Below are 25,970 nucleotides of genomic sequence, written 5' to 3' on the forward strand. Positions count from 1 at the left end.
ATAACCACCCCTTGGGCCCCCAATTGGCGTATGCGCGAGGCAAGTGGCCGTTCGTAGTACAGGTGTTCAGATCCGGATACCGGGCGCAGCGGACCGGTCACGGAACGGTCATCGACGGGTGATCGATGAGTGATCGCCGGGTCGTCGACCGGTCACCGGTCGGGTTCGGGATCCTTGAGCCAGTTGACCAGTTCGGTCGAGAAGATCACCGGGTCCTCCTCGTGCGGGAAGTGCCCGAGACCGTCGAACAACCGCCAGCGGTACGGCGCTTCGACGTACTCCCCGGACCCCGCCGCGCTGCGGGTGCGCAGCACCGGGTCGAGCGAGCCGTGCAGATGCAGCGTCGGCACCCGCACCGGCCGCTTCATGCGCCGGTTGAACTGGATGCCGTCCGGGCGTGCCATCGACCGCACCATCCAGCGGTACGGCTCGATCGAGCAGTGCGCGGTCGACGGGATCAGCATCGCCCGCCGGTACGCCTCGACCGCCTCGTCGTCGGGCAGGCTCGCGCCGGACCAGTCCCGGATCAGCTTGCCCACCAACTCGGCGTCGTCGGCGAGGAGTTGCCGCTCGGGGAGCCAGGGGCGCTGAAACCCCCAGATGTAGGAACTCGCCGCCGACTGCCTGACGTCGGACAGCATCGCGTTGCGCCAGCGCCGGGGGTGCGGCATCGAGGAGACGGCGAGCCGGCGCACCAGCTTGGGGCGCATCGCGGCCGCCGTCCAGGCCAGATAGCCGCCCAGGTCATGGCCGACCAGCGCGGCGTCCGGCTCGCCGAGCGAGCGGATCACGCCGGTGATGTCGAGGGCGAGGTTGGCCGGGTCGTAGCCGCGCGGGGTGCGGTCGCTGCCGCCGACGCCCCGCAGGTCCATGGCGACGGCCCGGAACCCGGCGTCGGCCAGCGCGCCGAGCTGGTGCCGCCAGGTCCACCAGAACTGGGGGAAGCCGTGCAGCAGCAGCACCAGCGGTCCGTCTCCCACCTCCGCGATGTGGAAGCGGGCGCCGTTGGCCGCGACATCCCGGTGGGTCACCTCGCGCCCGCCGGGGATGTCGAGCCGTACGACCGAAGCAGGTTGCGCCCAAGGATTGGCGGGGTCCGTCATGAGGACGAGCGTGCCACAGCCTCGATGGCTTCGGGGACACGGTCTTCGATCGCCGCGCGGGGATGCGGCTTGGCGTTGCCCAGGACGCCTGCGGTCTCCTTCACCGAAGCGGCCACCTTCTGCGGACCCTTGCTCTTCGCGGCCTTCTTGAAGAAGAACACGCCCACCAGCCCGAGGACGATGGCGACGAGCACGTTCGCGGCGAAGGAGAGCAGGAAACAGAGCGCCATGTTCCAGCCGCTCCAGGTGCGAATGCCGTACGCCAGCGCGAAGTTGAGCATCGGCAGGGAGAACAGCAGCACCACCGCGGCGACCGTGAACGCGCCGCCGCCCGCGACACCGCGCTTGACGTCCTGCTTGAGCTGCGCCTTCGCCAGCGCGATCTCGTCGTGCACCAGCGCGGACATCTCGGTCGTCGCCGAGGCGAACAGCTGGCCGATGCTGCGTTCGGCGCCGACCGGGCTGCCGTCGGGTGCGCTCATCGCGTACTCCCTCTTCCGCATGTGTTTGTACCGTCTGGTCAGATCATGCCGGACCGTCGTTGTCCTCGCCTGCCCCGCCCGCCACTTCGGCAAGCGCGCGTCGCTCGGCGGCCTTCACCTCGGCGAGCCTGCGGTGCTCCGCGGCCTTGCGCTCGTGGATCTCCGCCATGCGCAGGTGGTACGACGGCTCGTCCTGCTCGTAGATGTCGGGGATGCCGTCGAGATCCTCGTCGCGCTCCTCGTCCTCGCACATTTTGCGGTACTTGGCGTTTCGGACCTTCAGCAACACGGTTGCGCACAGGGCCGCGATGAGGGAGCCGACCAGGACGGCCGCCTTCACCTCGTCGGTGAGCACCTGGTCGCCGTCGAACGCGAGTTCCCCGATGAGCAGGGACACGGTGAAGCCGATGCCGGCCAGCGAGGCGACCGCGAACACGTCCGGCCAGGCGAGGTCGTCGCTGAGCGAGGCCCGGGTGAAACGGGCCGTCAGCCAGGTCCCGCCGAAGATCCCGACCGCCTTGCCGACGACGAGCCCGAGGACCACGCCGAGCGTCTCGGGCTTGGTGAACACGTCGCCCAACGCACCGCCCGAGATGGCGACTCCGGCGCTGAACAGCGCGAACAGCGGCACCGCGAGGCCCGCCGACAGGGGTCGTACGAGATGTTCGACGTGCTCGCCCGGGGAGTGCTTCTCGTCCTCGCGGGTGGTGCAGCGCAGCATCAGGCCCATCGCGACACCGGCGATCGTGGCGTGGACGCCGCTGTTGTACATCAGCGCCCAGATCACGAGCGCGAGCGGGACGTACACGTACCAGCCGCGCACGCCCCTGCGGAGCAGCAGCCAGAAGACGGCCAGGCCGATGACGGCCCCGCCGAGCGCCACGAAGTCGATGCCGGCCGTGAAGAAGATCGCGATGATCAGGATCGCGAACAGGTCGTCGACGACGGCGAGGGTGAGCAGGAAGGCGCGCAGCGCGCTCGGCAGGGAAGTGCCGATGACCGCGAGGACGGCGAGCGCGAACGCGATGTCGGTGGCGGTCGGCACCGCCCAGCCCTGCAGGGAGCCGCCGCCGGTGAGGTTGGTGAGCGTGTAGACGAGTGCCGGTACGGCCATCCCGCACAGGGCCGCCACGACGGGCAGGGCGGCGGCCTTGGGGTCGCGCAGGTCGCCGGCGACGAGTTCACGCTTGAGCTCGATGCCGGCGACGAAGAAGAAGACGGCGAGGAGGCCGTCGGCGGCCCAGTGGGCGACCGAGAGGTTCAGGCCGAGGGCGCCGGGGCCGAGGTGGTAGTGGCTGACGCTCTCGTAGCTGTCGTGCAGGGCGGGGACGTTGGCCCAGATCAGCGCGGTGACCGCGGCGATCAGGAGGAGGACACCGCCGACGGTCTCGGTGCGCAGCGCGTCCGCGACGAAGTTCCGCTCGGGCAGGGACAGCCGTCCGAGCACCTTGCGGGCGGCGGTGGGGCGGGGCGCGGTCACGGGGAGACCTCCGGGGTGGCGGGCAGCACAGAGCACTTGCCGACCAGACTTCCCGGCACACCTTGTCGCGTCCTTGACGCTTTACTTAGCTTACCTAAGGTGCGGCGGGATGAGCCCTGCGGATCTCACGTTATGCGCGAAAGGGGCGCCCGGCATGTTCGCCGCCGGGCGCCCTTCGTCGTCGTATGTGCAGGTCAGTGCTCTGTCCTGGTCAGTCCTCGCTGGGCGCGGCCGGGAGCTTGTCCTGGATCAGGGTCATGACGGTGGAGTCGGTCAGGGTCGTGACGTCTCCGAGCTGCCTGTTCTCCGCCACGTCCCGCAGCAGGCGGCGCATGATCTTGCCGGAGCGGGTCTTCGGCAGCTCGGCCACCGGGAGGATCCGCTTGGGCTTGGCGATCGGGCCCAGGACGCTGCCGACGTGGTTGCGCAGGTCGGCCACGAGGTTCTCGTCCTCGGCGTTCGCCGTGCCGCGCAGGATGACGAAGGCGACGATCGCCTGACCGGTCGTCTCGTCCGCCGCGCCCACTACGGCCGCCTCGGCGACCGCGGGGTGCGAGACGAGCGCCGACTCGACCTCGGTGGTGGAGATGTTGTGCCCGGACACGAGCATCACGTCGTCCACGCGGCCGAGCAGCCAGATGTCGCCGTCGTCGTCCTTCTTCGCGCCGTCACCGGCGAAGTACCTGCCCGGGAAACGCGACCAGTACGTGTCGAGGAACCGCTGGTCGTCGCCCCAGATCGTGCGCAGCATGGACGGCCACGGCTCGGTCAGGACGAGGTAACCGCCGCCGCCGTTCGGGACCTCGTTGGCCTCGTCGTCGACGACCGTCGCGGAGATGCCGGGCAGCGGGGTCTGCGCGGAACCGGGCTTGGTCGCGGTGACGCCCGGCAGCGGCGAGATCATCATCGCGCCGGTCTCGGTCTGCCACCAGGTGTCCACGATCGGGGTCTTGTCGGCGCCGATGTGCTTGCGGTACCAGATCCATGCCTCGGGGTTGATCGGCTCGCCGACCGAGCCCAGGATGCGCAGGCTGCTGAGGTCGAACTTCGCGGGGATGTCGTCGCCCCACTTCATGAACGTACGGATCGCGGTGGGCGCCGTGTACAGGATCGTCACCCCGTACTTCTGGACGATCTCCCAGAAGCGGCCCTGGTGCGGGGTGTCGGGGGTGCCCTCGTACATGACCTGCGTCGCGCCGTTCGCGAGCGGGCCGTAGACGATGTACGAGTGGCCGGTGACCCAGCCGACGTCGGCCGTGCACCAGTAGACGTCGGTCTCCGGCTTGAGGTCGAACACGGCGTGGTGGGTGTACGCCGCCTGCGTGAGGTAGCCGCCGGAGGTGTGCAGGATGCCCTTGGGCTTACCCGTGGTACCGGAGGTGTAGAGGATGAACAGCGGCTGCTCCGCCTCGAACGCCTCGGGCGTGTGCTCCGCCGACTGCCGCTCGACGATCTCGTGCCACCACACGTCCCGCTCGTCGTTCCACGCGACGTCCTGGCCCGTACGGCGGACCACGAGCACGTGCTCGACGCCGCTGTCCGCGCGGTCGACCGCGTCGTCCACGGCCGGCTTGAGGGCGGAGGGCTTGCCGCGCCGCCAGCCGCCGTCCGTGGTGATGACGACCTTGGCGTCCGCGTCCTGGATGCGGGTCGCGAGCGCGTCCGCCGAGAAACCGCCGAACACCACCGAGTGCGCGGCGCCGATGCGCGCGCAGGCCAGCATCGCGACCGCGGTCTCCGGGATCATCGGCATGTAGACGGCGACCCGGTCGCCCTTCTGGAGTCCCAGTTCCAGCAGGGCGTTCGCGGCCTTGGAGACCTCGTCCTTCAGCTCGGCGTAGGTGATCGCACGGCTGTCGCCGGGCTCGCCCTCGAAGTGGATGGCGACGCGATCGCCGTTGCCCGCCTCGACATGCCGGTCCACGCAGTTGTACGCCACGTTGAGCGTGCCGTCCCTGAACCACTTGGCGAACGGCGGATTCGACCAGTCCAGCGTCTCGCTCGGCTCCTTCGCCCAGCTCAGGCGGCGGGCCTGCGCGGCCCAGAAGCCGAGCCGGTCAGCCTTGGCCTGCTCATACGCCTCCGCCGTGACATTGGCGTTCGCCGCCAGGTCGGCGGGGGGTGCGAACCTGCGCTCCTCGCGCAACAGGTTGGCCAGGCTTTCGTTGCTCACGGCATCTGCCTTTCCCAGGGTGTCCGTTGTGTCCCGGGCCAGCTCATCAGACCCGGGGGTCCGATGACAAGGGTCGTCGAAATATTGGTTTAGACCTGTCATCGGACCTGTGGGCAGAGACGTGTGGCGAGGGTCTTTCGTACCCACGGACGCCGGGTGAACAAGGTTCAGGCCGACATGTCCGCCACCCCCACACCGTCGAACAACTCGTCCCCGTCCACCCCGGTCAGCAAGTACGCCTGAGCCTCACCGACATGGAAGTACATCCCGTGCAGCTCCAACGCCCCCTCCCGCAACGCCCGGGCGACCGACTCGTGCCCCCGCAGATGCTCCAACTGCTGCACCACATTGGTCAGACACAACTGCTCCACGGCGTCTGCCGGCGCCCTTCCGGCCAGCCGCGCCCAGGGCCGGCCGTCGTCGGCCATCCGCTCCAGGCTCGGCAGGCCGTGCCGCAGCCACCGCTTGAGCGGCGTCCGGGCGCCCCCGGGCTCGGAGTTGAGCAGCGCCTGCATGGCCCCGCACCCGGAGTGCCCGCACACCGTGATCGATCTCACGCGCAGCACATCCACCGCGTACTCGATCGCGGCGGCCACCGAGTCGTCGCCGCTCTCCTCGCCGGGCGGCGGCACGAGGTTGCCCACGTTCCGCACGACGAACAGGTCGCCGGGACCACTGGAGGTGATCATCGACGTCACCAGCCGCGAGTCGGCGCAGGTCAGGAAGAGCTGCGAAGGCCGCTGCCCTTCCCTGGCCAGCCGGGCCAGCTCGCCCCGCACGAGCGGCGCGGTGTTGCGCTGGAACGCGCTGATGCCACGGGCCAGTTGGTGACCGCCGGGCCCGGTGCCGGCGTCGCCCGGGATGGCGGTGCCGGGTGCGGAACGGTCCGTCGACTCGCCCGGGTGTCCGCTCGGGGACGCGGACCGCGGGGGCTCGCACTGGTGGTTGCGCCACGGCGTCCAGGGGTGGCAGCGGCAGGCGGTGGACGCGATCGGGGTGCCGGTCGCGGTGTCGGCCGGTGTTGCTTCACCCCCGGTGCGGTCCGGCTCGGTGACGCCAACTCCCGTACGCCGCCCGGTCAGTTCGGCGGTGCCTCCGCGTGCGGTGTGCGCGTTCTGCCAGTCCTGCAGCGACTCGTACGCCGCGTGGTCCATGAACGAACCGTCCAACTCCACGACGACGTGGGCGCCTTGGGGTACGTGATGCAGGGTGCGGCTGAGCCGCGGCACCGCGAGGAACGTCAACTGCCCTCGGACGTGTACGTGATGGACTCCTTCCTTCTCGTCGTGCGTGATGCGGGTGTGGGCAAGGCGGTTGAGGGCGACGGCGACGGCCACGGTGACCCCGAGGAGCACGCCCTCCAGGACACCGAGGAAGACCACGCCGAGGGTGGTGACGGCGTAGACCAGCACTTCGCGGTGGCGGGTCACCGTGCGGATGTGGTGCAGGGACACCATCTGGATGCCGACGGCCATCACGAGTGCGGCGAGCGAAGCGAGCGGGATCAGCTCCAGCACCGGGACCATCAGCAGCGCGGCTACCACTACGAGAACGCCGTGCAGCATCGTGGAGTTCCGGCTCACGGCGCCGGCTTGCACATTCGCCGAACTCCGTACGGCCACGCCCGCGACGGGCAGTCCGCCGAGCGCGCCGGAGACGATGTTGGCGGCGCCCTGGCCCAGCAGTTCGCGGTTCAGGTCGGAGCGGCCGACGCGGGCGGAGAGCCCGGGCTGCCCGGCGACCAGCTTGTCCACGGCGACCGCGCCGAGCAGTGACTGCACGCTGCACACCAGCGTGGTGGTGAGCACGGCGGCGGCGATGCCGAGCACCGGGCCCTTGGGCAGTCCGGCCAGCGCGTGGCTGCTCCAGGAGGGCAGGTCGACCTTGGCCAGGCTCAGCCCGGTGAGGGAGGCGGTGAGGGTGGCTCCGGCGACGGCGACGAGGGCGGCCGGGATCTTGCGCATCAGGTGGCCGAGCCGGCCGGGGACGCGCGGCCACAGCAGCAGAAGGGCCAGCGTCAGCATGCTCATCGCCACGTCGGCGGGGTGCAGGTCCGCCAACTGGGCAGGCAGCGCGCGGAGGTTGGCGAGGACCGAGCTCTGCGGGGTGCCCCCGAGCACGATGTGCAGCTGGGCGACGGCGATGGTGACACCGATGCCGGCCAGCATGCCGTGCACGATCGCGGGGCTGACGGCGAGCGCGGTGCGGGCCACGCGCACGCAGCCCAGGGCGAGTTGGGCGAGACCGGCGAGGACGGTGATCGCGCAGGTCGTACGCCAGCCGTAACGGTGGATCAGGTCGGCGGTGACCACGGTGAGTCCGGCGGCCGGGCCGCTGACCTGGAGCGGGCAACCGCCGAGCAGACCGGCGACGAGGCCGCCCGCGGCGGCGGCGACCAGGCCGGCCTGGAGGGGCGCGCCGGTGGCGAGGGCGATGCCGAGGGACAGGGGGAGGGCGATCAGGAAGACCGCGATGGAGGCCGACACATCGGCGCCCGCGATACGGAAGCGGCGGGGCGCGGGCGGCGGTGGGCTGTGGGGTGGGTGGACGCGCTTCGTCCGATTCTCGTTCGCATTCGAGTCGGTGGCGCGGGTGGGTACGCAGGCTGACATGTCTTCCCGTCTCCTCCGGGGCAGCGCGGTCGCGGAACTGGTGGTCCCCGTCGATGGCGGGGGTCGGTCGCGGCCGTGGGTCACGGCGTGCAGCGGCGGGATATCTCTACGCTCGGTAAATGGATCGTAATGCAGAGTAAAGGTCAAGCATAGGTTTTGCGAGCAAATGGGCTAATAAGTCACTGTAGAGAGTGAAGTGAGAATTTCATCGGCTTGTCGTACTAATCCCACCTTCGGCCCCGTGCGACCTTGGCGGCGCTGCCGGGATTCCCGGCACATCGCCAGAAAACGCCCTGATCGGCGTCGGTCCGAACGAAGGAAGAAGGTGGGCGGACATGGCCGCCACCCAGAGGATCACCGCGGGCGCCGTGATCGCCGCGGCCTGTGCCGCGTCGCTCGCCGGTTGCGCGATCGGTGACAACGGTTCCCCGCACGGAGCGCACGGTCCGCACAAGGCGGCGCCCGCCCCGGCACCCAAGAGCGGAGTCCGCCTGATCGGGGACGGCTCCACGTCGTACACCGGGGTGCAGCCGCATCTGCCCAGACCCGAGCGGCTCAAGCCCGGCCAGAAGCCCCCGCAGTTCGTGGTCTTCTCCTTCGACGGCGCCGGCGAGGACAGCCAGAAGCTGTTCTCCCACTTCCGCAAGGTCTCCAAGGCCAACCACGCGAACATGACGTACTTCCTCAGCGGCGTGTACATGCTGCCGGAGAACAAGCGCGACCTCTACAAGCCCCCGGAGCACTCACCCGGCAGCTCGGACATCGGCTTCAACGACGAGCAGGGCATCGCCGACACCGTGAAGCAGCTGCGCCTGGCGTGGCTGGAGGGCAACGAGATCGGCACCCACTTCAACGGTCACTTCTGCGGCAAGAACGGCGGGGTCGGCGAGTGGTCGGTCGCCGAGTGGAAGAGCGAGATCGCCCAGGCGAAGCAGTTCGTGAAGACCTGGAAGACCAACTCCGGGATGAAGAAGGCGTCTTCGCTGCCCTTCGACTACGACAAGGAACTCGTCGGCGCTCGCACGCCCTGCCTGGAGGGCCAGGCCAACTTCATGAAGGCGGCGAGCCAGTTGGGCTTCCGCTACGACACCAGCGGGGTCAACGACCAGATCTGGCCCAAGAAGAAGGAGGGGCTGTGGGACCTGTCCATGCAGCTCGTCCCCTTCCCCGGCCACTCCTACGAGCAGCTGACCATGGACTACAACTTTATGGTCAACCAGTCCGGCACGCAGACCCAGGGCGACCCCGACAAGTACGACCAGTGGGGCGACGAGATGCGTGACGGCCTGCTCAAGGGCTTCGACCGTGCCTACAACGGCAACCGCGCGCCCCTGGTCATCGGCAACCACTTCGAGTCCTGGAACGGCGGCACCTACATGCGTGCCCTCGACGAGGTCATCGAGAAGGTCTGCAACAAGTCCGAGGTGCGCTGCGTCTCCTTCCGGCAGCTGTCCGACTGGCTGGACGCCCAGGACCCGCAGACCCTGGCCAAGCTGCGCGGCCTGAACGTCGGCGAGGCACCGAAGGCGGGCTGGACGTCCTTCCTGACCGGCCGCCCCGCGCCGGCCCCGAAGGGTGTCCCCGGGGCGCCGGCGGTCAAGCAGTGAGCACTGACGGTCAAGCGGTCAGCGGTAGTTGGGAGAGGGTGCGCCTCACGCATCGCTTCACGCGGAGGCGGTGACACTCTCGTCGAGCACGAACCCGGGGTCGACCTGCGCCGCCAGGTCGGCCCCGGTGCGCTCATTGCCCCAACTCTGCGCGTTCTTCAGGTGGAAGTGCACCATCTGGCGCGTGTAGCGCTCCCCGTCACGCAGTTCGTACGTCGCGTCGGCGGCGATCTCCAACAGGCGCAGGGCACGGCGGTTGGCGTCCTCCAGGAGCTCGAACCGGGGCGGCCGGCCCTTCTCCATGGCACGCACCCAGTCCGAGTGCCCCACCGTCACGAGCAGATCGTCCCCGACCTCGGCGCGGAGGAAGTCGAGATCGTCCTGGTCTCGCACCTTGTTGCCGACGACCTTCAGGACGACCCCGAAGTCGCGGGCGTACTCCTTGTACTGGCGGTAGACGGAGACTCCCTTCCGGGTCGGCTCGGCCACCAGGAACGTGATGTCGAAGCGGGTGAACATGCCGGAGGCGAAGGAGTCCGAGCCCGCCGTCATGTCCACCACGACGAACTCGTCGCGCCCGTCCACCAGGTGGTTCAGGCACAGCTCCACCGCTCCCGTCTTGGAGTGGTAGCAGGAGACCCCCAGGTCGGCGTCGGTGAAGGGGCCCGTGACCATCAAACGGACGGCGCCGCCGTCGAGTTCCACCGGCCGCGCGCAGGCGTCGTAGACCGGATTGTTCTCGCGCACCCGCAGCAGCCGGGAGCCCTCGCCGGGCGGGGTGGTCTTGATCATCGTGTCGGCGGAGGCGATGCGCGGGTTGGTGCCGCGCAAGTAGTCCTTGATCAGGGGGAGGTGCTCGCCGAGTGCGGGCAGTGCGGCGGCCTCGGACTCGTCCAGGCCGAGGGCGGGGCCCAGGTGCTGGTTGATGTCCGCGTCGACGGCGACGACCGGTTGGGCGGTGGCCGCGAGGTGGCGGACGAACAGGGAGGACAGGGTGGTCTTCCCGCTGCCGCCCTTCCCGACGAAAGCAATTTTCATGTTCATGGAGCGTAGTCGTGACATAGCTGTGCGTGGCAGGTGTGCGTGAAGAAGACCACTCAATCGTGGGGCGTGCCCCGGGGATGGCTAGTGTCGTACTCATGAGTACGACAGGTGCGACCGCCGATCCGCTCGCGGCCCTGGGCACGCTGCCCGGAGTGGCCGAGTCCGTCGAGTCCATGCGCAAGGCCGTGGACCGGGTCTACGGGCACCGCGTGATGCGGCGCCGCAGCAACGAGCTCACCGCCGAGGCGGCACTGCGCGGCGCGCGTGGCTCGGCGGCGCTGTCCGGGGCCGACTGGGCACTCGAAGAGGTGCGCCGGCGCACCGACTTCAGTGGTGACGCGGAGGCCCGCACGATGGGCGCGGCCCTGCGGCTGTCCTCCGAGGCGGGCCAACTGCTGTCCATCTGGCGGCAGTCGCCCCTCCGGGTGCTCGCCCGGCTGCACCTGGTGGCGGCCGCGAGCGACGAGGACGCGGTCGGCCGGCCGCGACAACAGGGCGAGCCGGTCGACGAGCCGCTCGTCGAACTGCCGCTGCCTGGCGCGGCCGAGGTGTCCGGACGCCTGGACGGACTCGCGGACCTGATCATCGCGGGCGGCTCGGCACCGGCGCTGGTGACGGCCGCCGTCGTGCACGGCGAGCTGCTCGCCCTGCGCCCCTTCACCTCCCGCAACGGCCTGGTCGCGCGCACGGCCGAGCGGATCGTCCTCATCGGCAGCGGCCTCGACCCGAAGTCCGTGTGCCCGGCGGAGGTCGGCCACGCCGAACTGGGGCGCGCGGCCTATCTGGCGGCGCTGGACGGTTACGTGTCGGGCACCCCGGAGGGCATGGCCGCCTGGATCGCGCATTGCGGCAGGGCGGTCGAGCTGGGGGCGCGCGAGTCGACGGCGGTGTGCGAGGCGCTCCAGCGCGGGGCCGCCTGACATGAAAACGGCCCTCTACGGAGGGCCTTTACAGAGGTGCGGCGGTACGAGGATTCGTACCGCCGCTGGCATGTTCCACCGGGTTACCAAGCGTCCTCGAAATATTGCCCATCAGGTCGGGAACTTCGCCCGTCACCTGGTGCGGCTGGCCCGTAATCGACGGGTCGACGTCGCGTGGGTGCTCGGTGTTCATGCGCGGTCCGTGGGGCCAAATGCGTTATTAAGGTGATCCTTTCGGATGTCCTTGGTCTCGCGGGCCGTTGAATCCTTTGTACTCCAGCCCTGGAGGAAGCGGAACCCCTGGCCGCGGTTCTTTACTTTTATGTTCAAAGGGTCACTAACCGGCGTAAACGGTCGCCGCTTTGCGTCGGCTCGCGTACCAGACGAGCCCCGCCGTGGCCGCCGCGGCACCCACGGCCGCGGCCACGACCAGTGCCGGGCGGGGCGGTACGGAGAGCGCGGGCAGCCGCTGCTTGAGCCGGACCGGGCGGTTGAAGTCCAGAATCGGCCACCCGCGCGCGAGTGCCTCGCGGCGCAGCGCACGGTCGGGGTTCACGGCGTAGGGGTGGCCCACGGACTCCAGCATCGGCACATCGGTCGCCGAGTCGCTGTAGGCGTAGCAGCGGTCGAGGTCGTACCCCTCGGACTGCGCCAGCTCCTTGATCGCCTCGGCCTTCGTCGGGCCGTACGCGTAGTACTCCACCTCGCCCGTGAAGCAGCCGTCGTCGCCCACGACCATGCGGGTCGCCACCACCCGGTCCGCGCCCAGGAGTTCACCGATCGGCTCGACCACCTCGGCGCCGGACGTGGACACGATCACCACGTCGCGGCCGGCGGTGTGGTGCTCCTCGATGAGGGAGGCCGCCTCGTCGTAGATGATCGGGTCGATCAGGTCGTGCAGTGTCTCGGCGACGATCTCCTTGACCTGCTGGACGTTCCAGCCGCGGCAGAGTGCGGACAGGTACTTCCGCATCCGCTCCATCTGGTCGTGGTCGGCGCCGCCGGTGAGGAAGACGAACTGTGCATAGGCGGTCCGCAGGGCGGCCCTGCGGTTGATCAGTCCGCCTTGGTAGAAGGACTTGCCGAAGGTGAGCGTGCTCGACTTCGCAATGACCGTCTTGTCCAGGTCAAAGAAGGCTGCTGTGCGGGGCAAGGAGTGGTTTTCCACAACCCAGAGCATAGGCGCAGCCCATTCGGCGTAAGGTGAGGCGCGTGGGTTTGCCTGAGAGGCCTCTCGGGTACACCATGGAAGTCACGGATCGTTCGCGACCGTGCTAACGCGGTCCGGCTCCTCCCCCCCCGAGTCGGCCGTGAAGGCGACCCCCACTCTCCCCCCCGGTGGGGGTCGTCGCATGTCCGGACGCTTTTTCCCTCCCTGTGCGTGGTCGTGAGGCCAACCCGAGGCGGCTGAGGCCGCCTCTTTTTCATGCCCAGAACTCGTCACCGTGTGTAGTTGGCGGACTGCGCTGCGGAACTAGTACAGAGGTCGGTACAGGGGTCACCGGTATGGGTGAAGGCGATATTCACAGGGCCTGAGTTGTCCACAGTTTTCGACCAAGATCCACACGATTTCCGCGATGCCCGCACCGTGATTCCAACGCGTCCTCGCTCGCGGCGAGTTCATGGCCCGTTCCGTTTGTCGGACGCGTTTGGCCGGTTTCTGTCGGCCGTGCATATGGAGGGCCGGTCGCCGGTTCTCCGCACCTTTGGAAATCGCGGGCCACAGGGGTGACGCGAGAGACACAGCGATGGGGGATGGAAAACATGGCCGGAACCGTCACACACGATCCGCCGCACGCGGCCGGAGGGCGACAGGGCGGACCGCTGATCGTCACCGAGGACGTCGAACTCCTCGACGACCTGCTGCGCCTGTGCGCGGCGGCCGGCGCGACACCCGAGGTGCATCACGGGGTGCCGGAGCGCCAGGGCGGCTGGGAGACGGCCCCGCTCGTCCTGGTCGGCGACGACGCGGCTCGCCGGGTGCGCGGGGCCGCCCGACGGCGCGGGGTGGTGCTGGTCGGCCGGGACCAGGACGACTCGGGGGTCTGGCGGCGGGCCGTCGAGATCGGCGCCGACCACGTCCTGATGCTGCCCAGGAACGCACGTTAAACACACTCTATCGCGCAGACCCCTGGAATGTGACTGACCTGGCGGTTCACATCTGAGGGCCCTGCCCACCAAGTGCCGGACGGGGCTTGGTGGTTGGTCCGTGGCACGACAGAACCCCATGTTTCCTGCCTGCTAGGAAACATGGGGTTCTCGGTCGAGTCGCTACACGTTGGCGCTGCGTGCCAACGCCACGAGGCCAGCGAACCCTTCGGGCGAGAGCATGAGCGCCGGAGCGCTGGGGATCTTGCTGTCCCGTATGGGGACGACACCGTGAGTCATCGCGTACGACGGTGCCCACTCGATGCAGTTGCCGCCCTGCCCGTCGCTGTACGTGCTTTTGACCCACACAACGCCGCGTGGGGCGGGGGTGTTGCTCATCTGGCGTGCTCCTCCATGATCGAGTGGATCAGGGCCAAGGAACGTGTCTCTGACTCCGCTGCCGCACGTAGCCGCTCATAGGTAGCCGACCAATCCCGCACAGCAGACGGAGAGTCGTTCACGGACCCCTTGCCGGTGGTCTCTGAGTACAAGACCGTCGCCCCGTCGTCTGGCGTAAGCAGGATAAACGGCAGACCGGACGCGGGGGCACCCGCCCCGAAGGCCAGAACCTGAAGCGTGACGTGCGGGCTTTCCGCCATCTGAACAAGGTGCTGTAGCTGTCCGGCCATGACTCCCGGACTGCCCACAGTCGTGCGCAAGACGGACTCATGGAAGATGACCCACAGGAACGGCGGTTCCGGCCGGTCCAGGACGTCACTGCGGCGGAGACGGAGTTCGACCCGCGCTTTGATCTGGCTTTCAGTCTCGCGAGGATGCGCCGCCCGGAAGACTGCTTGCGCGTACTCGGGCGTCTGCAACATGCCCATGACGAAACTGGTGCTGTAGTCCTCAATCTTGGTGGCAGCCTTCTCAAGCTCCACGTACGGCACGAACCACTCAGGGTGTCCGTGCTGCGAGATCCTGATCAGCAGCCGCACGAAAGATCCACTGGTGTTGAAGAAGCGGTCACACCCCTCCGCGAAGTGGAGTGACGGAAGCGCCTTGCCGTTCTTGACCTTGGACACGTACGGGGCCTTGTAGCCGGTGAAATCTGCTAGCTCTTGTTGCGTTGCCCCTTTGTGCTCTAACGCTGCGGCTAGCTCTTGCCCGAACCACTCAAGGCCGTTCGCCGGTTCCGGTTCTTCGCTCACCTGTTCAACTCACCAGCCTTTCCACCTGCGTTGGAAACCCCTTCCCTCTGTTGAGCGTACGCGTCGCCCGCCATGGTGTGAGGGAGAAGTCACACACAGCAGCGAGATGTGGAAGGTACGGCAACCGGCCATGACCAGCACCCCCACCGCTACCACAGGCACGCCAGACGACGTGGCGGAGCTGGTCGCGCTACAGCGGGAGTTGGGCCCCTGGGCCTTACTCGGCTGGCGTCCGCGCGGTGGCTTCACTGACCCGAACACCGTCGACCTCCGGGCCGTTGAAGCCGGACTGCGGCGGCTGAGCGTATGAACGGGAACCCGCCCGTCGGGACCACCGTCACGGACTCTCAGCGCGGAGCCGTCGGCCTCGTCATGGGGCACGTCGGCGGACGCGTCCAGCTTCGCCCCCTTGGGGGGGGCCGAGAGTGGGACGCCAAGACGATGAATCTCGAATACGTGCCGCTGTCCGAAGCCCTGAGTACGGCCGTCTCTGAGGTCAATTCCTGTAGTGCAGGGGGAATTTGAAGTGAGTCGCAGCGTCTTTCGGTACGTGCCCTACACGAGTCGCCAGGACCTCACCGTTGAACCCGAGTATTCCGCGTACTGCGTGGTGGGTGACGAAGAAGCCTGCGGGGCCCAATCCGAAAAGCATGACAACCCCACCGATGTGGACGACTGGATGAGGGGGCATATGAAGGAGACCGGGCACATGCATTTCAGGCGCCGGTTCGACGACTTCGCGGAGTTGACCGTTCAGGGTCTTCCGGCCGGTCTTGAACCGGCCCGTGTCGAGAGGGTAAGGGCATGAGGCGAATCCCTTACGCCGCTCAGTGGGTAGGCCTATTAGTGATCATCTTGCTCAGCGGTGCGTGCGGTTTCGTTGTCGGTGCTGTTTTTGGTATGGCGTAGATGTTGGTATCCCTCTTCACGGAGTGTGGCGCAGCGCTCGCCGTGCCGGAAGGCATGCGTAACGCAGCGCTCGAATTGGCCAGCAATGCGGCCACGCGGGACATGGCTCGGGAATACGTGAGTTGTGAACTCGACTCCCACCGTTACGGCGATCACGCTGCCCTACTTCTGGATCTCGAAGCGGAGCAGGGCGACGGAGACATTTGGGTTACCTGGGATGCGGATGGCAGTGACATTGCAGTCCGGATCCGACCCTATTGCCCTTCTAAGAGTCCGTCGAAAGAAGACGCCTGTTGGCTGTACGACGCACACAGGGGAGGTCACACATGGGAGCGATACGAATAACCTGATGAGCAACGATGAAATGGGCGCGCGCGAGCTGTACGACCAGACACTTTCAGCGGCCGAGAGATTAACCCATCCTGAATACACGGGGACCCTCAAAAATGCGGCCAGTTGGAAGGCGGCGGCAACTGGTCTGGCGCATCTCGTGAGGAATCTCGACGAGGCACTGATTGAGGGAGGTGACATACCTATGGAATGGGTTATTGGCGGCCTTACCGATGAAATATCGAACGATGATGATTGCCCGTAGAGGAACGGGTAACACCCACAGACTCCGTCCCTGCCGGACGGTAGCCGGTTTCCGTTCCCCCACGGTAATTGGTGATCCTGGCAGGGGCGGGATAGATCCCGTCCGGCTGTCTTATGACGGTGGCAGCCGGACGGGGCCGGAAGCCGAAGTGGAGGAATGCATGCACCAGGTGATCGCAAGTCCCCAACATGACAAGTTCGTCATTGTTCATCCCGGTGCGCGTAACGGGATGCAGATTCCTCATGCCATGTTCCGTGAGCTGTCATGGCTGGTCGAAAATGGCGGCCCCGTTCCGATATGGCTCACCGATGCATCCCGAACGGCTTGGGGTCTCGAACTCACCGACCGGTCCAGCGACGCAATCATTGTCCGACCCGTTACCCGGCTCAACTACAGCCGCGCGTCATGGGAAATCAACAAGGGCTGCAACTTCAACTGCGAGCACTGCTATCTGGCGGAGCGAAAGTTCGCTGGTCTACCTTTGGACGGCAAGCGGGAACTCCTCTCCCTGCTTCGTGACGCTGGCGTTCTGTGGCTTCAGATCACAGGCGGAGAACCCACGATCGACAGGGACTTCCTTGCGGCCTATGAATATGCGTACCGCATGGGAATGATGATCGAGATCCTGACGAACGGCTCTCGGCTTCACCGACCCGAAGTGGTCGATCTCCTCGGGGACATGCCGCCGCACAAAGTCAAGGTTTCGCTCTACGGCGCGACAGCAGAGAGCTTCGACTCTCTGACCCGAAAGCCGGGAGCTTTCAAGCTCTTGCTCAAGGGACTCAAGTCTGCGAAGGATGCAGGGATTCCCCTTGAGCTGACCTTGATCGTCACGAAGCACAATGCGCACGAGGTGGAATCCATGCGTGCCATGGCAGCGGACTACGCCGAAACGTACGCGGAGTACTCGAACATCTCTCCCACCTACGATGGCACCTCGGAGCCGCTTGCAGCCCAAGCCCCAGGGCTATTGGACAAGTCCTCGGTATTCGAGGGATGTCCAGCCGGGCACACCTTCTTTCATGTCGACCCTCACGGGTTCGCAACCATGTGCAAGATCGGGCGGGAAAACCCAATCAGCTTGATAGCTGAGGGGCTTGACGGCCTTTTGCGTCTGCCAGCAATCGCAGATGCCCAAATGCTTCGCACCGGTGGCTGTAGTGGCTGTCGGCTCTCGGGAACATGCCGAGTGTGCCGACCGCTCGCAAAGGCATACCAGGCTGCGAAGGCACCACTCGAAAACTACTGCCAACACGAAAAGGGAGCTGTCGCATGACTGCTGTTGCTGTCGAGATCACCACCCGCCCCGTATCGGGGTTGATGGTGCCGCCCCTTCCGCTGAGTCCCCCGCCCGTTGTCCGTCCGGCGAGCATTGAGCCGCTCGGGCTCGTCATCGTGGAGGACGTCGAGTCACTGACTCCGACAACGCTCCCCGGGTGCAACGACGACAACCCGTATCAGGGATAGCAAGTAGCGCGATCCGCGCGGGCCTCATGGCGTTGACTCGTCATGGGGTCCGCGCGGGCCGTTACATGAGAGTCTGGGGAGCTGTGGCCACAACACGAATCACCTTTGAAGACCTTCCACTTGCCGTGCTGGCTGCGGTCGAGAGGCAGACCGGACCGGTAGTCAAGACCGAGACTGTAAGCCAGGGATTCAACAGCGAACTTGCAGTGCGTGTATTCACAGAATCCGGGTCATGTTTCGTCAAGGGACTGCGCGCCGACCACAGATGGGTAAGGACTCAGCGTCGCGAAGCTGAGGTGAACCCGTTCCTTCATGGAATCGCTCCTGCCTTGTTCTGGCAGATCGAGGAAGCCGGTTGGGTGCTCCTAGGGTTCGAGAACCTGAAAGGCCACCATGCCGATTACTCGCCTGATTCACCAGACTTGCCAAAGGTCGCCGAATTGTTGGGACGGCTCGGAGAAGTCGCCTGTCCCGAAATCCCGTTGCGGCAGGCGGAGCAACGTCTAGAGGTGTACGCGGTCAAACCGTCAGACCTCGATTTCTTCGCTGGCAACTCGCTGCTTCACACGGACCTGAACGACCACAACGTGATCGTTGACGGCTCCGCTTATCTCGTCGATTGGGCATGGGCAACGCGCGGAGCGGCATGGCTGGATGCCGGGTACTGGGTCGTGTGGCTCATGGCTGCCGGACACCACGAACCGGAGTCGGCCGAACAGTGGGCGCGTGAAATCCCCTCGTGGCGCGTCGCTCCCACGGAGGGAATCACCGCTTTCGCTCAGGCGACCGCGAACGTGTGGGAAGAAATCGCGGGCGACGATGCAGACGAATGGACGGCACGAATGCTCAGTGCCGCTCGACGCTGGGCTACGTTCCGGCAGCGGGCCTGACCCTGCGCCTGCTCTGTCCGTCCGTCGTTCCCTGCGACGGACGGACCGGGCTCCGGCGTCAGGCGCCAACTCATTCGGATAAGTGGTTGACCCGAGTGGCGTGGCTGTCAGATGCTGGCCACTCATCCGGATGAGTGGCTACCTGGTGGCAAGTTGGCGGCTGCTCCTCCTCTTCTGAACCGAAGGGGTTTTGATCATGGGACGTAATGCATTGCGGTCGCTGGCCGTGTCGACTGCGTTGGTGGCCGGTGTCGGCCTGGTGGGTGTCTCGGGTGCGTCGGCGCTGAGCCCGGACCTGGAGCGGTCGGGTGTCCAGTCACGTCAGGTGGTCACGATCAACGGCGTGAACGACGGTCCGTATAAGACAGCCACGGTGAACGGGTTGCGGGTGCGCACGGGTCCGGGTACGAACCGGATGATCCTCGGCCTGATCTACCGGGGGCAGCGCGTGCGGGCCATCGCGTCGGCGCGTGACCGTCGTGGGCAGCGCTGGGACAAGGTCAGGCTCGTGAAGGCTTCGCGGGGTGGCCTTCCCCGTGGCTTCACGGGCTGGGTGACCGAGATGTATCTGTACTGATCGAGTACCGGGAGGTCTGGCCTACCTCGACGGCCCTTCTCCGCTGTGGCGGGGGAGGGCCGTTCCTGTGTGATCGCAGTCCGAGAGTATGGATATTCAGTGAAGGAAGTGTGTAGACAGTGTGGTGATTGACTCAGTTCCGTGACCGCGCTGCCGGTGCCCGGACCCTCGTGTGACGCATGGGCATATTCTGTTGATCTATTTGCTCGTGCTAAGTAATGCTCTACCTCCCGTGACGTGGCGGGCTTCATTGGGGGTATGGGCGGCAACGATGGGGATAGGGGAGCGTGTGCGATGGTGAATAGTTCGGCGGGTGGCTATGGCGAACCTGAGGACGCCGCGTACGTGCCGGGCGTCGACTACGTGTCGGGCTGGCGCATGGCGGCGGAAGCGGCCGACGAGGTGAACGGCGCGCTACGGGACATGGGCGTTGACGAGGGGGCAGTGCGGGCGGTGCCTCACTCGGGGGCGCACGGTGAACCGGTGGTGTGGCTGAGACCGGAGGATGCACGGCTGATAGCTCGGGTGTTACGGCGGGCGCGATGACACATGCTGGGAGATGAGAGGGAAGGGGAGCGGGGATGGCGCGGGACGACTGGAAGACGGCGAAGGGCTCTCGGGTGAGGGTCGAGACCGATCGGCACGGCGAGTTCATCGTGTGCACGGGATGCCGGAAGCGGATCAAGATTACGGGCGCGGGTCCTGTGATCTTCGCCGTTCGGCAGCACACGGCGAGCTGCACCCGGTAGCGGGAAACGGCTGCTTGGCAGGCTGGGCCGGCACATGGATGGAAGTCTGCTGAGTACCCGATGATTAGGGAAAGTGGCTGGTCAACGTGCGTGATGACCTCAATCGCACACGGATCTGTGCCACGGCGAAACCGGCATCTGCGATTGAGGTTGTCACGCCTGGGCGGGGTCCAGGGGTGTGCTGTAGCACCCCTGGTACCACCGCCCGCAACCACTCTCGTCACGGCGCTGGGTGCCACGCTGAGCGGCGTTGGCGCCCTTGGTGAACTGCGGTGTAGGCGGGCGTAGTTGGGGCCCGCGGAGGACGGGTGTGGGCCTCGATCTCGTGGGGCGCCCCACCCTGGGCGACGGACTGGACAGACGACAGAAGCCCCTCACGCTGACTGCGCGGGGGCTTCTCTGCTTGGTCGGGGCGTGTGGGGTGTCGGGCGGTTGCCGACCGGACGGGACCGGCCGAAGGCCGCACGCCCGGCCGGGGCGGCAGGACCGCCCGGCGCGCCGAAGGCGCGCCCTTGAGCAAGTAAAGAGAAGTTACTCCGATGCGGGGCGGCGACGGGCTGGGCGCTTGGCGGCGGGCGCCTTGGTCGGCGTCATGGGGTAGGTGAGCTGGCACGTGGCCGCGGGCGCCTTCAACTCCTCGCACAGCAGCGGGCGGCCGTGGTCCGCGTCGCCGGTGACCCGGTAGGTGATCAGGAGGGGGCTGGCGTCGCCGATGCCCAGTGCGGTCCGCTCGTCCGGGTAGGGAGTGCGGGCGGTGACGTGCTCGGTGAACGTCAGATTCAGTCCAGCGTCGGCAAGCTGCTGGTACAGGTCGCTGATCTCGGCGTCGGGCTGCTCGGCGATCGAGGGAACGTCGGCTGCGGTGGACAGGGGGATCAGGACGCGATGGGCCATGCGGGCGCCGGTCGCCGGGTCGTGGATCATGCGGTCAACGCTGATGGCATCTTGGTCCTGCTGGTTCAACAGGAGTGCCGGGGGCCCCTCCAGTGTGGTCCGGCTGACGGCGGGCGGCTCCGTCTCCATCGCCTCCGGCAGGCGCCAACTCCCCTTTGTGGTGCGCTGGATGGAGCGTTCAACACGGGTCGCGGGCAGGACTCCGCCGGAGGGAAGGACGATGCTGCCCCTGCCCTGCTGCGACTCGACGAGCCCCATGGTGCGCAGCTCGGAAATGGCGGCCCGCACGGTGTGTTTGCCGACCCCGTACATCTTGACCATCTCGGTCTCGGACGGGAGGAGTTCGCCGGACTGGTAGCGGCCTCGCCGGATGTCGCTGGCTACACGCTGGGCGACCTGCATGTACATGGAGGGGGCACGTTCGATGTGCTCTCGGGCTGCTGCCATGTCTGGTGTCCTTGTCAGTCGCCGGTAACTCGTTCAACGGGTGCCGGGCGGTGGGTGGTTGGGCCGGTGCGCGGGTCGGTTGTCAGTGGTGCGTGGTACACGCGTACCACGCCACTCATGAGGATAAGTGGTTGTCCGCCATCCGTACACGTAGCCCAACTCATTCGGATAAGTGGTTGACCGTCGTAGCGTTTGCGAGTGAAAATGATCGCTCCACCTCGCCCGGACGGATGTTCGGGTCTGGTGCCTAGTGAGGGGAGAGGTGAACTTCCATGGATAACAAGCCGATCGATGTAGCGCGGCTGGGTGCCATCCGCTGTGTGATCGCTCCGGAGCCGCGCACCACGCTGGAAGGTGACCAGCGCCGCGACCGTGAGGGCAACCCGTTGTGGATCACGGGTCTGTCCATCCGGCAGGCGGCTGGGCGGCGTACGGACGTCGTCCACGTGGTCACCAGCGGTCAGCCGCAGGGCGTCACGGAGGGCAGTGAAATACAGGTCACGAACCTGTGGGCCAATGAATGGGCGGTCGACGGCCGGACCGGTACGACCTACCGGGCCGATGCAATCATCCCCGTGTCGGCCTCGGGTGGCGGGGCGGGGCCGACTCCTGCTCCGGCCGGACTGCGTGGCAAGTCGGCGGGCGGTGATTCGTGATGGAGCGCTACTTCTGGCACCTGAGCGGCCCACAGGCTGACGGCCTGGCCTGCGTCGTGTGCGCCGCGAATTTCCTGATGCAGAGGATCACGTCGATTGCGGTCGGCCGGTCCCCTGCGGACGAATCGCAAGTGTTTGCATGCAAAGAACCGTGTGCGGGACGCATCGCCGAAGAGGCGGAACGCATGGCGCGCGAGATGCGGACGGCGACGGGAACCACCGCCCTGGACATGCCCCAGGGGGACGACTCGCCGTTCGGTGTCGACGGTCCCTTCGGCTCCCTGCTGCGGGACCTGCGGACGCTGGCCGGTACCGAAGCACTGCTCACCACGTCCGACGACATACCCACGATCAGGTTCCTGCTGTCCCTGGCGGCCCGTCATGCCGAAGCGGCCATGATGCGCGCCCGGCTCGTGCTGGCGCAAACCCCGGAAGGGGAGGAGTGATGCCCGGCTCCCTGCTGGCGTGGGCGCTCTTCGCGCTCGTCCTGGTCGGCGTGCTCACTCGGAAGTCGTGGGTACCGCGTCTTGAGGCTCGCGGCGTGCTGCTTCAGCGGTGGCCGTGGCGTTGGTGGCTGACCGGATATCCGGGTACCGCGCTGCGGGTCCTCACGACCTGGCGGCGGTTGGCCTACCTCAACGGGCTGTCGGTGAGCATGCGGCCGGACCGCCGTGTGATCGGCCGCGACCTGGTGGTGCAGGGGACCGCGCTACGGCCCCGGCCTCCCCGGCTGGTCTGGCCGATGCCGACGAAAACCGGGCTCACACTGCGGGTGCTGCTGCATCCGGGACAGACTCCGGCCCCGTACTACCAGGCGGCCCAAGCCATGGAACACGCCTGGCGCGTCTACGGCGTGCGGGTCACCTCGCCTCGCCGGGGACAGGTCCTCATCCAAGTCACGGCCCTCGATCCGCTGACCGGTGAAGTCCCCTCTGCCCGAAGGCCGTTGCCTGTGCTCCTGTCCGCAGACGTGGGCCGCATCGAGGACGGCGAGCCCTGGCTGATCGACCTGCGGCGCGTTCCCCACTGGCTGATCACGGGGGCTACACAGTCCGGCAAGTCCTCCTTGCTGGCCTCCCTGGTGCTCGCGCTGGCGCCCCAGCCGGTCGCCCTGGTCGGCATCGACTGCAAGGGCGGCATGGAACTCGGCCTCTTTACCCGTCGTCTGTCTGCGCTGGCGATTGACCGCACGGAAGCGGTCGGCCTGTTGTCCGCCGTGGTCGACGAGATCCAGGCACGCATGCGGGTATGCCGGGCGGCAGGCAAGCGGTCCATCTGGGAACTGCCCCCCTACGACCGGCCGGTGCCCCTGGTCGTCATCGTCGACGAGCTGGCAGAGCTGTATCTCACGGACGGCTCGCGGGAGTCGCGCGACGAGGCAGAGCAGTGCGGAACGCTCCTGCTGCGCGTCGCCCAACTCGGCGCAGCGCTCGGCGTCCACCTCGTGGTGGCCGGACAGCGGGTCGGCTCCGACATCGGCCCCCGCGTGACCGCACTGCGGGCCCAGCTCGGAGGACGCGTCGCCCACCGAGCACATGACGAGGCGTCAGCGGAGATGACCCTCGGGGATATCAACCCGGACGCCGTGGTCACCGCGCAGAACATCACGGAGGACGAACAGGGCGTGGCCGTGGTCGCCATGGGGGGCCGGTGGATGCGCGCTCGGTCCCGACTGATCACCCCTGCCGATACGGCCGAGATCGCCCGAACCGATCCCCCAGTGAATCCGTTCCTTCCTCAACCCGACTCCGCGACATTCCAGAAAGGAGAGACAGCGTCATGAATCAGACAGACATGTGGGTCGTCGACTCGTTCCTGTTCCTGTACGTCGTCATGGTCGCCCGCTCGCGGGAAATCCACTGGTACCAGGCAACCCTTATTTCAATGTTCGGATTCCTGCTGGCCGGAACTCCGTTCGCTTATCCCGTGTGGTTCATGGTGCAGAAAATCGGGGGAGTCTTTTTCGGCTGACACAGGAACAACTGTTAGGGCCACTAGAGATCATTCCTCAACTTTAAATACAAAATACATTCTCATAGCTAAGCGAAGCCAAGCCGAATTTATAGCCAAGCAGAGACAAGCCAGGAGCTGACTTATGAACGCCGTGCCTATCCCTCGCGAAAGGGGTCCTCCCCATGTTTCCGATATCGGATGAGGCGCGGCGCTCGGTCCTCAATGAGGCTGAGCGTCTGTGCCTTCTTTCTTCTACCGAGCGCGACCTTATACGGCTTGTTCACGAACCGGGATTCCCGCGCTGGCTCGATCAGATCAAATCCATTGGCGGCTGTGCCCACCCGATCTATCTCGCCGGGCGCACGACCACCCGTGACGCTCGCACCGGCGAAGTACTGCGGCACTACGACACAACCGAGGAACCTGGCGGCCGGATGCCGGTGCGCTGCCGCAACCGCCGAGAAACGCGCTGTGAACCGTGCTCCTACCTTCACGCGGGAGACACGTTCCACCTGGTCCGCTCCGGCCTGCTGGGCGGTAAGGGTGTCACGGACGGCGTTCGGCATCACCCCCGGCTCTTCGTCACCCTCACTGCCCCCTCTTTCGGGCCGGTGCACCGTGCGGGCGGCTCTGACGGGAATGTGTGCCGTCCTCGACGCGATGGCGGAGCTTGCGAACACGGGCGGCCTGTCGGCTGCGGTCAGAAGCATGCCGACGAGGATTCCGCCGTGGGTCAACCACTCTGCCGGGACTGCTACGACTACCCCGGACACGTCCTGTGGCATGCAAGTGCCGGCTCACTGTGGAACCGCTATTGCCACATGCTCAGACGGCATATAGCGACTGCCGCAGGAATCACACAAACCCGCCTCGGCGAACACCTAAAAGTCTCCTTCGCGAAAGTCGCCGAATACCAGCGACGGGGCGCCGTTCATTTCCACGCGGTGATCCGAGCCGACGGGCCGGAGGGCCCTTCCTCGCCTCCGCCTTCTTGGGCCACAACCGAACTGCTCTCGGGCGTGGTGCGCTCTGCTGCGGAATCGGTGGAGGTTCACACACCGTATTCTCCAGCGACCGGTGAACGGGTCATCAAGTGGGGCGAGCAGATCGACGTACACCCCATTCGCAGCGACGCATTCACGGAATCCTCGGCGGTCACCGACAGTGCCGTTGCGGCCTACGTCGCGAAATACGTCTCAAAGAGCGTCGGCGACGCAGGCGGCATCGACTACCGCATCACTGACTTTGAGAGCATCCGCCTAGCCTCGGTGAATGCCCACCTGCGCGCCCTCATGGCTGTCTGCTGGCGCTTGGGCGGACTGCCAGAACTGGAAGCGCTCAACCTCCGCTCCTGGGCTCACACGCTCGGCTACCGGGGACACGTCCTCACCAAATCTCGCCAGTACTCCACCACATACGGGGCGCTGCGCGCAGTCAGGGCGAACCACCAGGGCGGTGGCCTGTTCGCTATGGAACATCGAGACACAGTCACCGAATCGTTCTGGCGCTATGTCGGCTCCGGTCATTCCCTCGCTGAATCAGACATTGCGTTCGGTATCGCGGCAGATCTGGGGAACCTCCGGGAAATCAGAAGGGAAATGATCGCTGAAGGGTGGAAGTATGCCGCGTGAAGAAAATGCGGGATGCTTTCATGCGAGCCGCATTATGAACGGTCGAACGGAAATTCTGCGCGCGTGGCGTGTCACGGCAGGAACTCGCCATGCGGCCAGCGTAGTGGCAAGGAAGCTCGGTGGCGTAGTGCATGCAATGGACAATTCATTGAACGATAGATGGGAGGTGCTAACCGAATCCCCTGCCGTCGAGATTCTGGTTAACGGTATATCCGGTAATGATATTACCTTTACCTTGCCGGGTGAGGCGGAGATTGGGGAATTCGCCTTTAGTTCTGAAATGTGGAACCCGGTAGAGATATCTCGAATACCGGTCGGCGGTCCTGATTTAGTGCGGTGCGATATGGCGTTAAAAGCTGTGGAATTCACAACGCGAACGGGATTGACGTTCCTCTATGTTCTGCCGTCGATCGAATTTCTCGCCTCGGGTGCATGATTCCTGAAGGCACAAAGAAGCCCCGGCGAGTCTGTGTCCTCGCCGG

The 25,970-nt window shown here is 66.5% G+C and carries 25 protein-coding genes and 1 pseudogene; 15 read left to right on the forward strand and 11 right to left on the reverse strand.

Annotated features, from left to right (window positions below; translation table 11 throughout):
• Nucleotides 1–152: 152 nt before the first annotated feature.
• The 5 genes from ACGFY9_RS02725 to ACGFY9_RS02745 form a co-directional block, all read right to left on the reverse strand.
• On the reverse strand, nt 153–1,103 hold the full coding sequence (locus ACGFY9_RS02725; RefSeq protein ID WP_393751220.1) for an alpha/beta fold hydrolase: 951 nt from the start codon (nt 1,101–1,103) through the stop codon (nt 153–155).
• Entirely contained in the window at nt 1,100–1,585 is a 486-nt protein-coding gene (locus ACGFY9_RS02730; RefSeq protein ID WP_393751222.1) for a phage holin family protein, read from the reverse strand. The genes ACGFY9_RS02725 and ACGFY9_RS02730 overlap by 4 nt, the downstream gene beginning before the upstream one ends.
• 43 nt (nt 1,586–1,628) lie before the next feature.
• The gene (nhaA, locus tag ACGFY9_RS02735; RefSeq protein ID WP_393751224.1) at nt 1,629–3,065 is read right to left on the reverse strand and encodes a Na+/H+ antiporter NhaA; all 1,437 of its coding nucleotides are present in this window, start codon (nt 3,063–3,065) and stop codon (nt 1,629–1,631) included.
• A 211-nt stretch (nt 3,066–3,276) separates the two neighbouring features.
• Complete coding sequence (acs, locus tag ACGFY9_RS02740; protein ID WP_393751226.1) at nt 3,277–5,238, reverse strand: acetate--CoA ligase; 1,962 nt, start codon at nt 5,236–5,238, stop codon at nt 3,277–3,279.
• A gap of 167 nt (nt 5,239–5,405) precedes the next feature.
• Nucleotides 5,406–7,850, reverse strand: a complete 2,445-nt coding sequence (locus ACGFY9_RS02745) for a bifunctional SulP family inorganic anion transporter/carbonic anhydrase (RefSeq protein WP_393751227.1) — start codon at nt 7,848–7,850, stop codon at nt 5,406–5,408.
• A 335-nt stretch (nt 7,851–8,185) separates the two neighbouring features.
• Here ACGFY9_RS02745 and ACGFY9_RS02750 point away from each other — a divergent pair, with 335 nt between their 5' ends.
• Nucleotides 8,186–9,457 (forward strand): hypothetical protein, encoded by a 1,272-nt coding sequence (locus tag ACGFY9_RS02750; protein WP_393751229.1) that lies wholly within the window; start codon nt 8,186–8,188, stop codon nt 9,455–9,457.
• A 57-nt stretch (nt 9,458–9,514) separates the two neighbouring features.
• Here the strand turns inward: ACGFY9_RS02750 and ACGFY9_RS02755 are convergent, their stop codons facing one another.
• On the reverse strand, nt 9,515–10,501 hold the full coding sequence (locus ACGFY9_RS02755; protein ID WP_393751231.1) for an ATP-binding protein: 987 nt from the start codon (nt 10,499–10,501) through the stop codon (nt 9,515–9,517).
• A 95-nt stretch (nt 10,502–10,596) separates the two neighbouring features.
• Here ACGFY9_RS02755 and ACGFY9_RS02760 point away from each other — a divergent pair, with 95 nt between their 5' ends.
• Entirely contained in the window at nt 10,597–11,421 is an 825-nt protein-coding gene (locus ACGFY9_RS02760) for an oxidoreductase (protein WP_393751233.1), read from the forward strand.
• A 28-nt stretch (nt 11,422–11,449) separates the two neighbouring features.
• Here ACGFY9_RS02760 and ACGFY9_RS02765 read toward each other — a convergent pair whose 3' ends face one another.
• On the reverse strand, nt 11,450–11,614 hold the full coding sequence (locus ACGFY9_RS02765; protein WP_393751235.1) for a hypothetical protein: 165 nt from the start codon (nt 11,612–11,614) through the stop codon (nt 11,450–11,452).
• 144 nt (nt 11,615–11,758) lie between these two features.
• Nucleotides 11,759–12,601: an HAD family hydrolase gene (locus ACGFY9_RS02770; RefSeq protein ID WP_393751237.1), complete on the reverse strand. Its 843-nt coding sequence runs from the start codon at nt 12,599–12,601 to the stop codon at nt 11,759–11,761.
• 584 nt (nt 12,602–13,185) lie between these two features.
• On the opposite strand from ACGFY9_RS02770, the pseudogene ACGFY9_RS02775 reads away from it, so the two are divergent.
• Nucleotides 13,186–13,515: pseudogene (locus ACGFY9_RS02775) on the forward strand (septum formation initiator); the annotation flags it as partial.
• Between the two features lie 177 nt (nt 13,516–13,692).
• Here ACGFY9_RS02775 and ACGFY9_RS02780 read toward each other — a convergent pair.
• Both ACGFY9_RS02780 and ACGFY9_RS02785 read right to left on the reverse strand, forming a co-directional pair.
• On the reverse strand, nt 13,693–13,908 hold the full coding sequence (locus ACGFY9_RS02780; protein WP_393751239.1) for a DUF397 domain-containing protein: 216 nt from the start codon (nt 13,906–13,908) through the stop codon (nt 13,693–13,695).
• Nucleotides 13,905–14,720 carry a helix-turn-helix domain-containing protein gene (locus ACGFY9_RS02785; protein WP_393751241.1) on the reverse strand — a complete coding sequence of 272 codons (816 nt, stop codon included), beginning with the start codon at nt 14,718–14,720 and terminating at the stop codon, nt 13,905–13,907. The genes ACGFY9_RS02780 and ACGFY9_RS02785 overlap by 4 nt, the downstream gene beginning before the upstream one ends.
• Nucleotides 14,721–15,270: 550 nt before the next feature.
• On the opposite strand from ACGFY9_RS02785, the gene ACGFY9_RS02790 reads away from it, so the two are divergent.
• The 6 genes from ACGFY9_RS02790 to ACGFY9_RS02815 all read left to right on the forward strand — a co-directional run bounded on the left by ACGFY9_RS02790 (nt 15,271) and on the right by ACGFY9_RS02815 (nt 19,158).
• The gene (locus tag ACGFY9_RS02790; RefSeq protein ID WP_393751243.1) at nt 15,271–15,528 is read left to right on the forward strand and encodes a hypothetical protein; all 258 of its coding nucleotides are present in this window, start codon (nt 15,271–15,273) and stop codon (nt 15,526–15,528) included.
• Between the two features lie 450 nt (nt 15,529–15,978).
• Nucleotides 15,979–16,224, forward strand: a complete 246-nt coding sequence (locus tag ACGFY9_RS02795; RefSeq protein ID WP_393751245.1) for a hypothetical protein — start codon at nt 15,979–15,981, stop codon at nt 16,222–16,224.
• Nucleotides 16,225–16,384: 160 nt separating this feature from the next.
• Nucleotides 16,385–17,500: a radical SAM protein gene (locus tag ACGFY9_RS02800; protein ID WP_393751247.1), complete on the forward strand. Its 1,116-nt coding sequence runs from the start codon at nt 16,385–16,387 to the stop codon at nt 17,498–17,500.
• Nucleotides 17,497–17,691, forward strand: a complete 195-nt coding sequence (locus ACGFY9_RS02805; protein ID WP_393751249.1) for a hypothetical protein — start codon at nt 17,497–17,499, stop codon at nt 17,689–17,691. Before ACGFY9_RS02800 ends, ACGFY9_RS02805 begins: the two co-directional genes overlap by 4 nt.
• An 83-nt stretch (nt 17,692–17,774) precedes the next feature.
• A complete protein-coding gene (locus ACGFY9_RS02810) occupies nt 17,775–18,581 on the forward strand; it encodes an aminoglycoside phosphotransferase (RefSeq protein WP_393751251.1) in 807 nt (268 codons plus the stop codon).
• 196 nt (nt 18,582–18,777) lie between these two features.
• The gene (locus ACGFY9_RS02815; RefSeq protein WP_393751253.1) at nt 18,778–19,158 is read left to right on the forward strand and encodes an SH3 domain-containing protein; all 381 of its coding nucleotides are present in this window, start codon (nt 18,778–18,780) and stop codon (nt 19,156–19,158) included.
• Between the two features lie 1,280 nt (nt 19,159–20,438).
• On the opposite strand, the gene ACGFY9_RS02820 is transcribed toward ACGFY9_RS02815, so the two are convergent.
• Complete coding sequence (locus tag ACGFY9_RS02820; protein WP_393751255.1) at nt 20,439–21,248, reverse strand: GntR family transcriptional regulator; 810 nt, start codon at nt 21,246–21,248, stop codon at nt 20,439–20,441.
• Between the two features lie 272 nt (nt 21,249–21,520).
• On the opposite strand from ACGFY9_RS02820, the gene ACGFY9_RS02825 reads away from it, so the two are divergent.
• The 6 genes from ACGFY9_RS02825 to ACGFY9_RS02850 all read left to right on the forward strand — a co-directional run bounded on the left by ACGFY9_RS02825 (nt 21,521) and on the right by ACGFY9_RS02850 (nt 25,924).
• Complete coding sequence (locus ACGFY9_RS02825) at nt 21,521–21,904, forward strand: hypothetical protein (protein WP_393751257.1); 384 nt, start codon at nt 21,521–21,523, stop codon at nt 21,902–21,904.
• The gene (locus ACGFY9_RS02830) at nt 21,904–22,350 is read left to right on the forward strand and encodes a hypothetical protein (protein WP_393751259.1); all 447 of its coding nucleotides are present in this window, start codon (nt 21,904–21,906) and stop codon (nt 22,348–22,350) included. The genes ACGFY9_RS02825 and ACGFY9_RS02830 overlap by 1 nt, the downstream gene beginning before the upstream one ends.
• The gene (locus ACGFY9_RS02835; protein WP_393751261.1) at nt 22,350–23,687 is read left to right on the forward strand and encodes an FtsK/SpoIIIE domain-containing protein; all 1,338 of its coding nucleotides are present in this window, start codon (nt 22,350–22,352) and stop codon (nt 23,685–23,687) included. Before ACGFY9_RS02830 ends, ACGFY9_RS02835 begins: the two co-directional genes overlap by 1 nt.
• Complete coding sequence (locus ACGFY9_RS02840) at nt 23,684–23,875, forward strand: hypothetical protein (protein ID WP_393751263.1); 192 nt, start codon at nt 23,684–23,686, stop codon at nt 23,873–23,875. Before ACGFY9_RS02835 ends, ACGFY9_RS02840 begins: the two co-directional genes overlap by 4 nt.
• A 164-nt stretch (nt 23,876–24,039) precedes the next feature.
• Nucleotides 24,040–25,488, forward strand: coding sequence for a replication initiator (locus tag ACGFY9_RS02845; protein WP_393751265.1), 1,449 nt, complete (start codon nt 24,040–24,042; stop codon nt 25,486–25,488).
• Nucleotides 25,478–25,924 (forward strand): hypothetical protein, encoded by a 447-nt coding sequence (locus tag ACGFY9_RS02850; RefSeq protein ID WP_393751267.1) that lies wholly within the window; start codon nt 25,478–25,480, stop codon nt 25,922–25,924. The genes ACGFY9_RS02845 and ACGFY9_RS02850 overlap by 11 nt, the downstream gene beginning before the upstream one ends.
• The last annotated feature ends 46 nt before the right edge of the window (nt 25,925–25,970 follow it).

The sequence above is a fragment of the Streptomyces sp. NPDC048504 genome (assembly GCF_043200035.1).
In the GTDB taxonomy this organism is placed as follows: Bacteria; Actinomycetota; Actinomycetes; order Streptomycetales; family Streptomycetaceae; genus Streptomyces.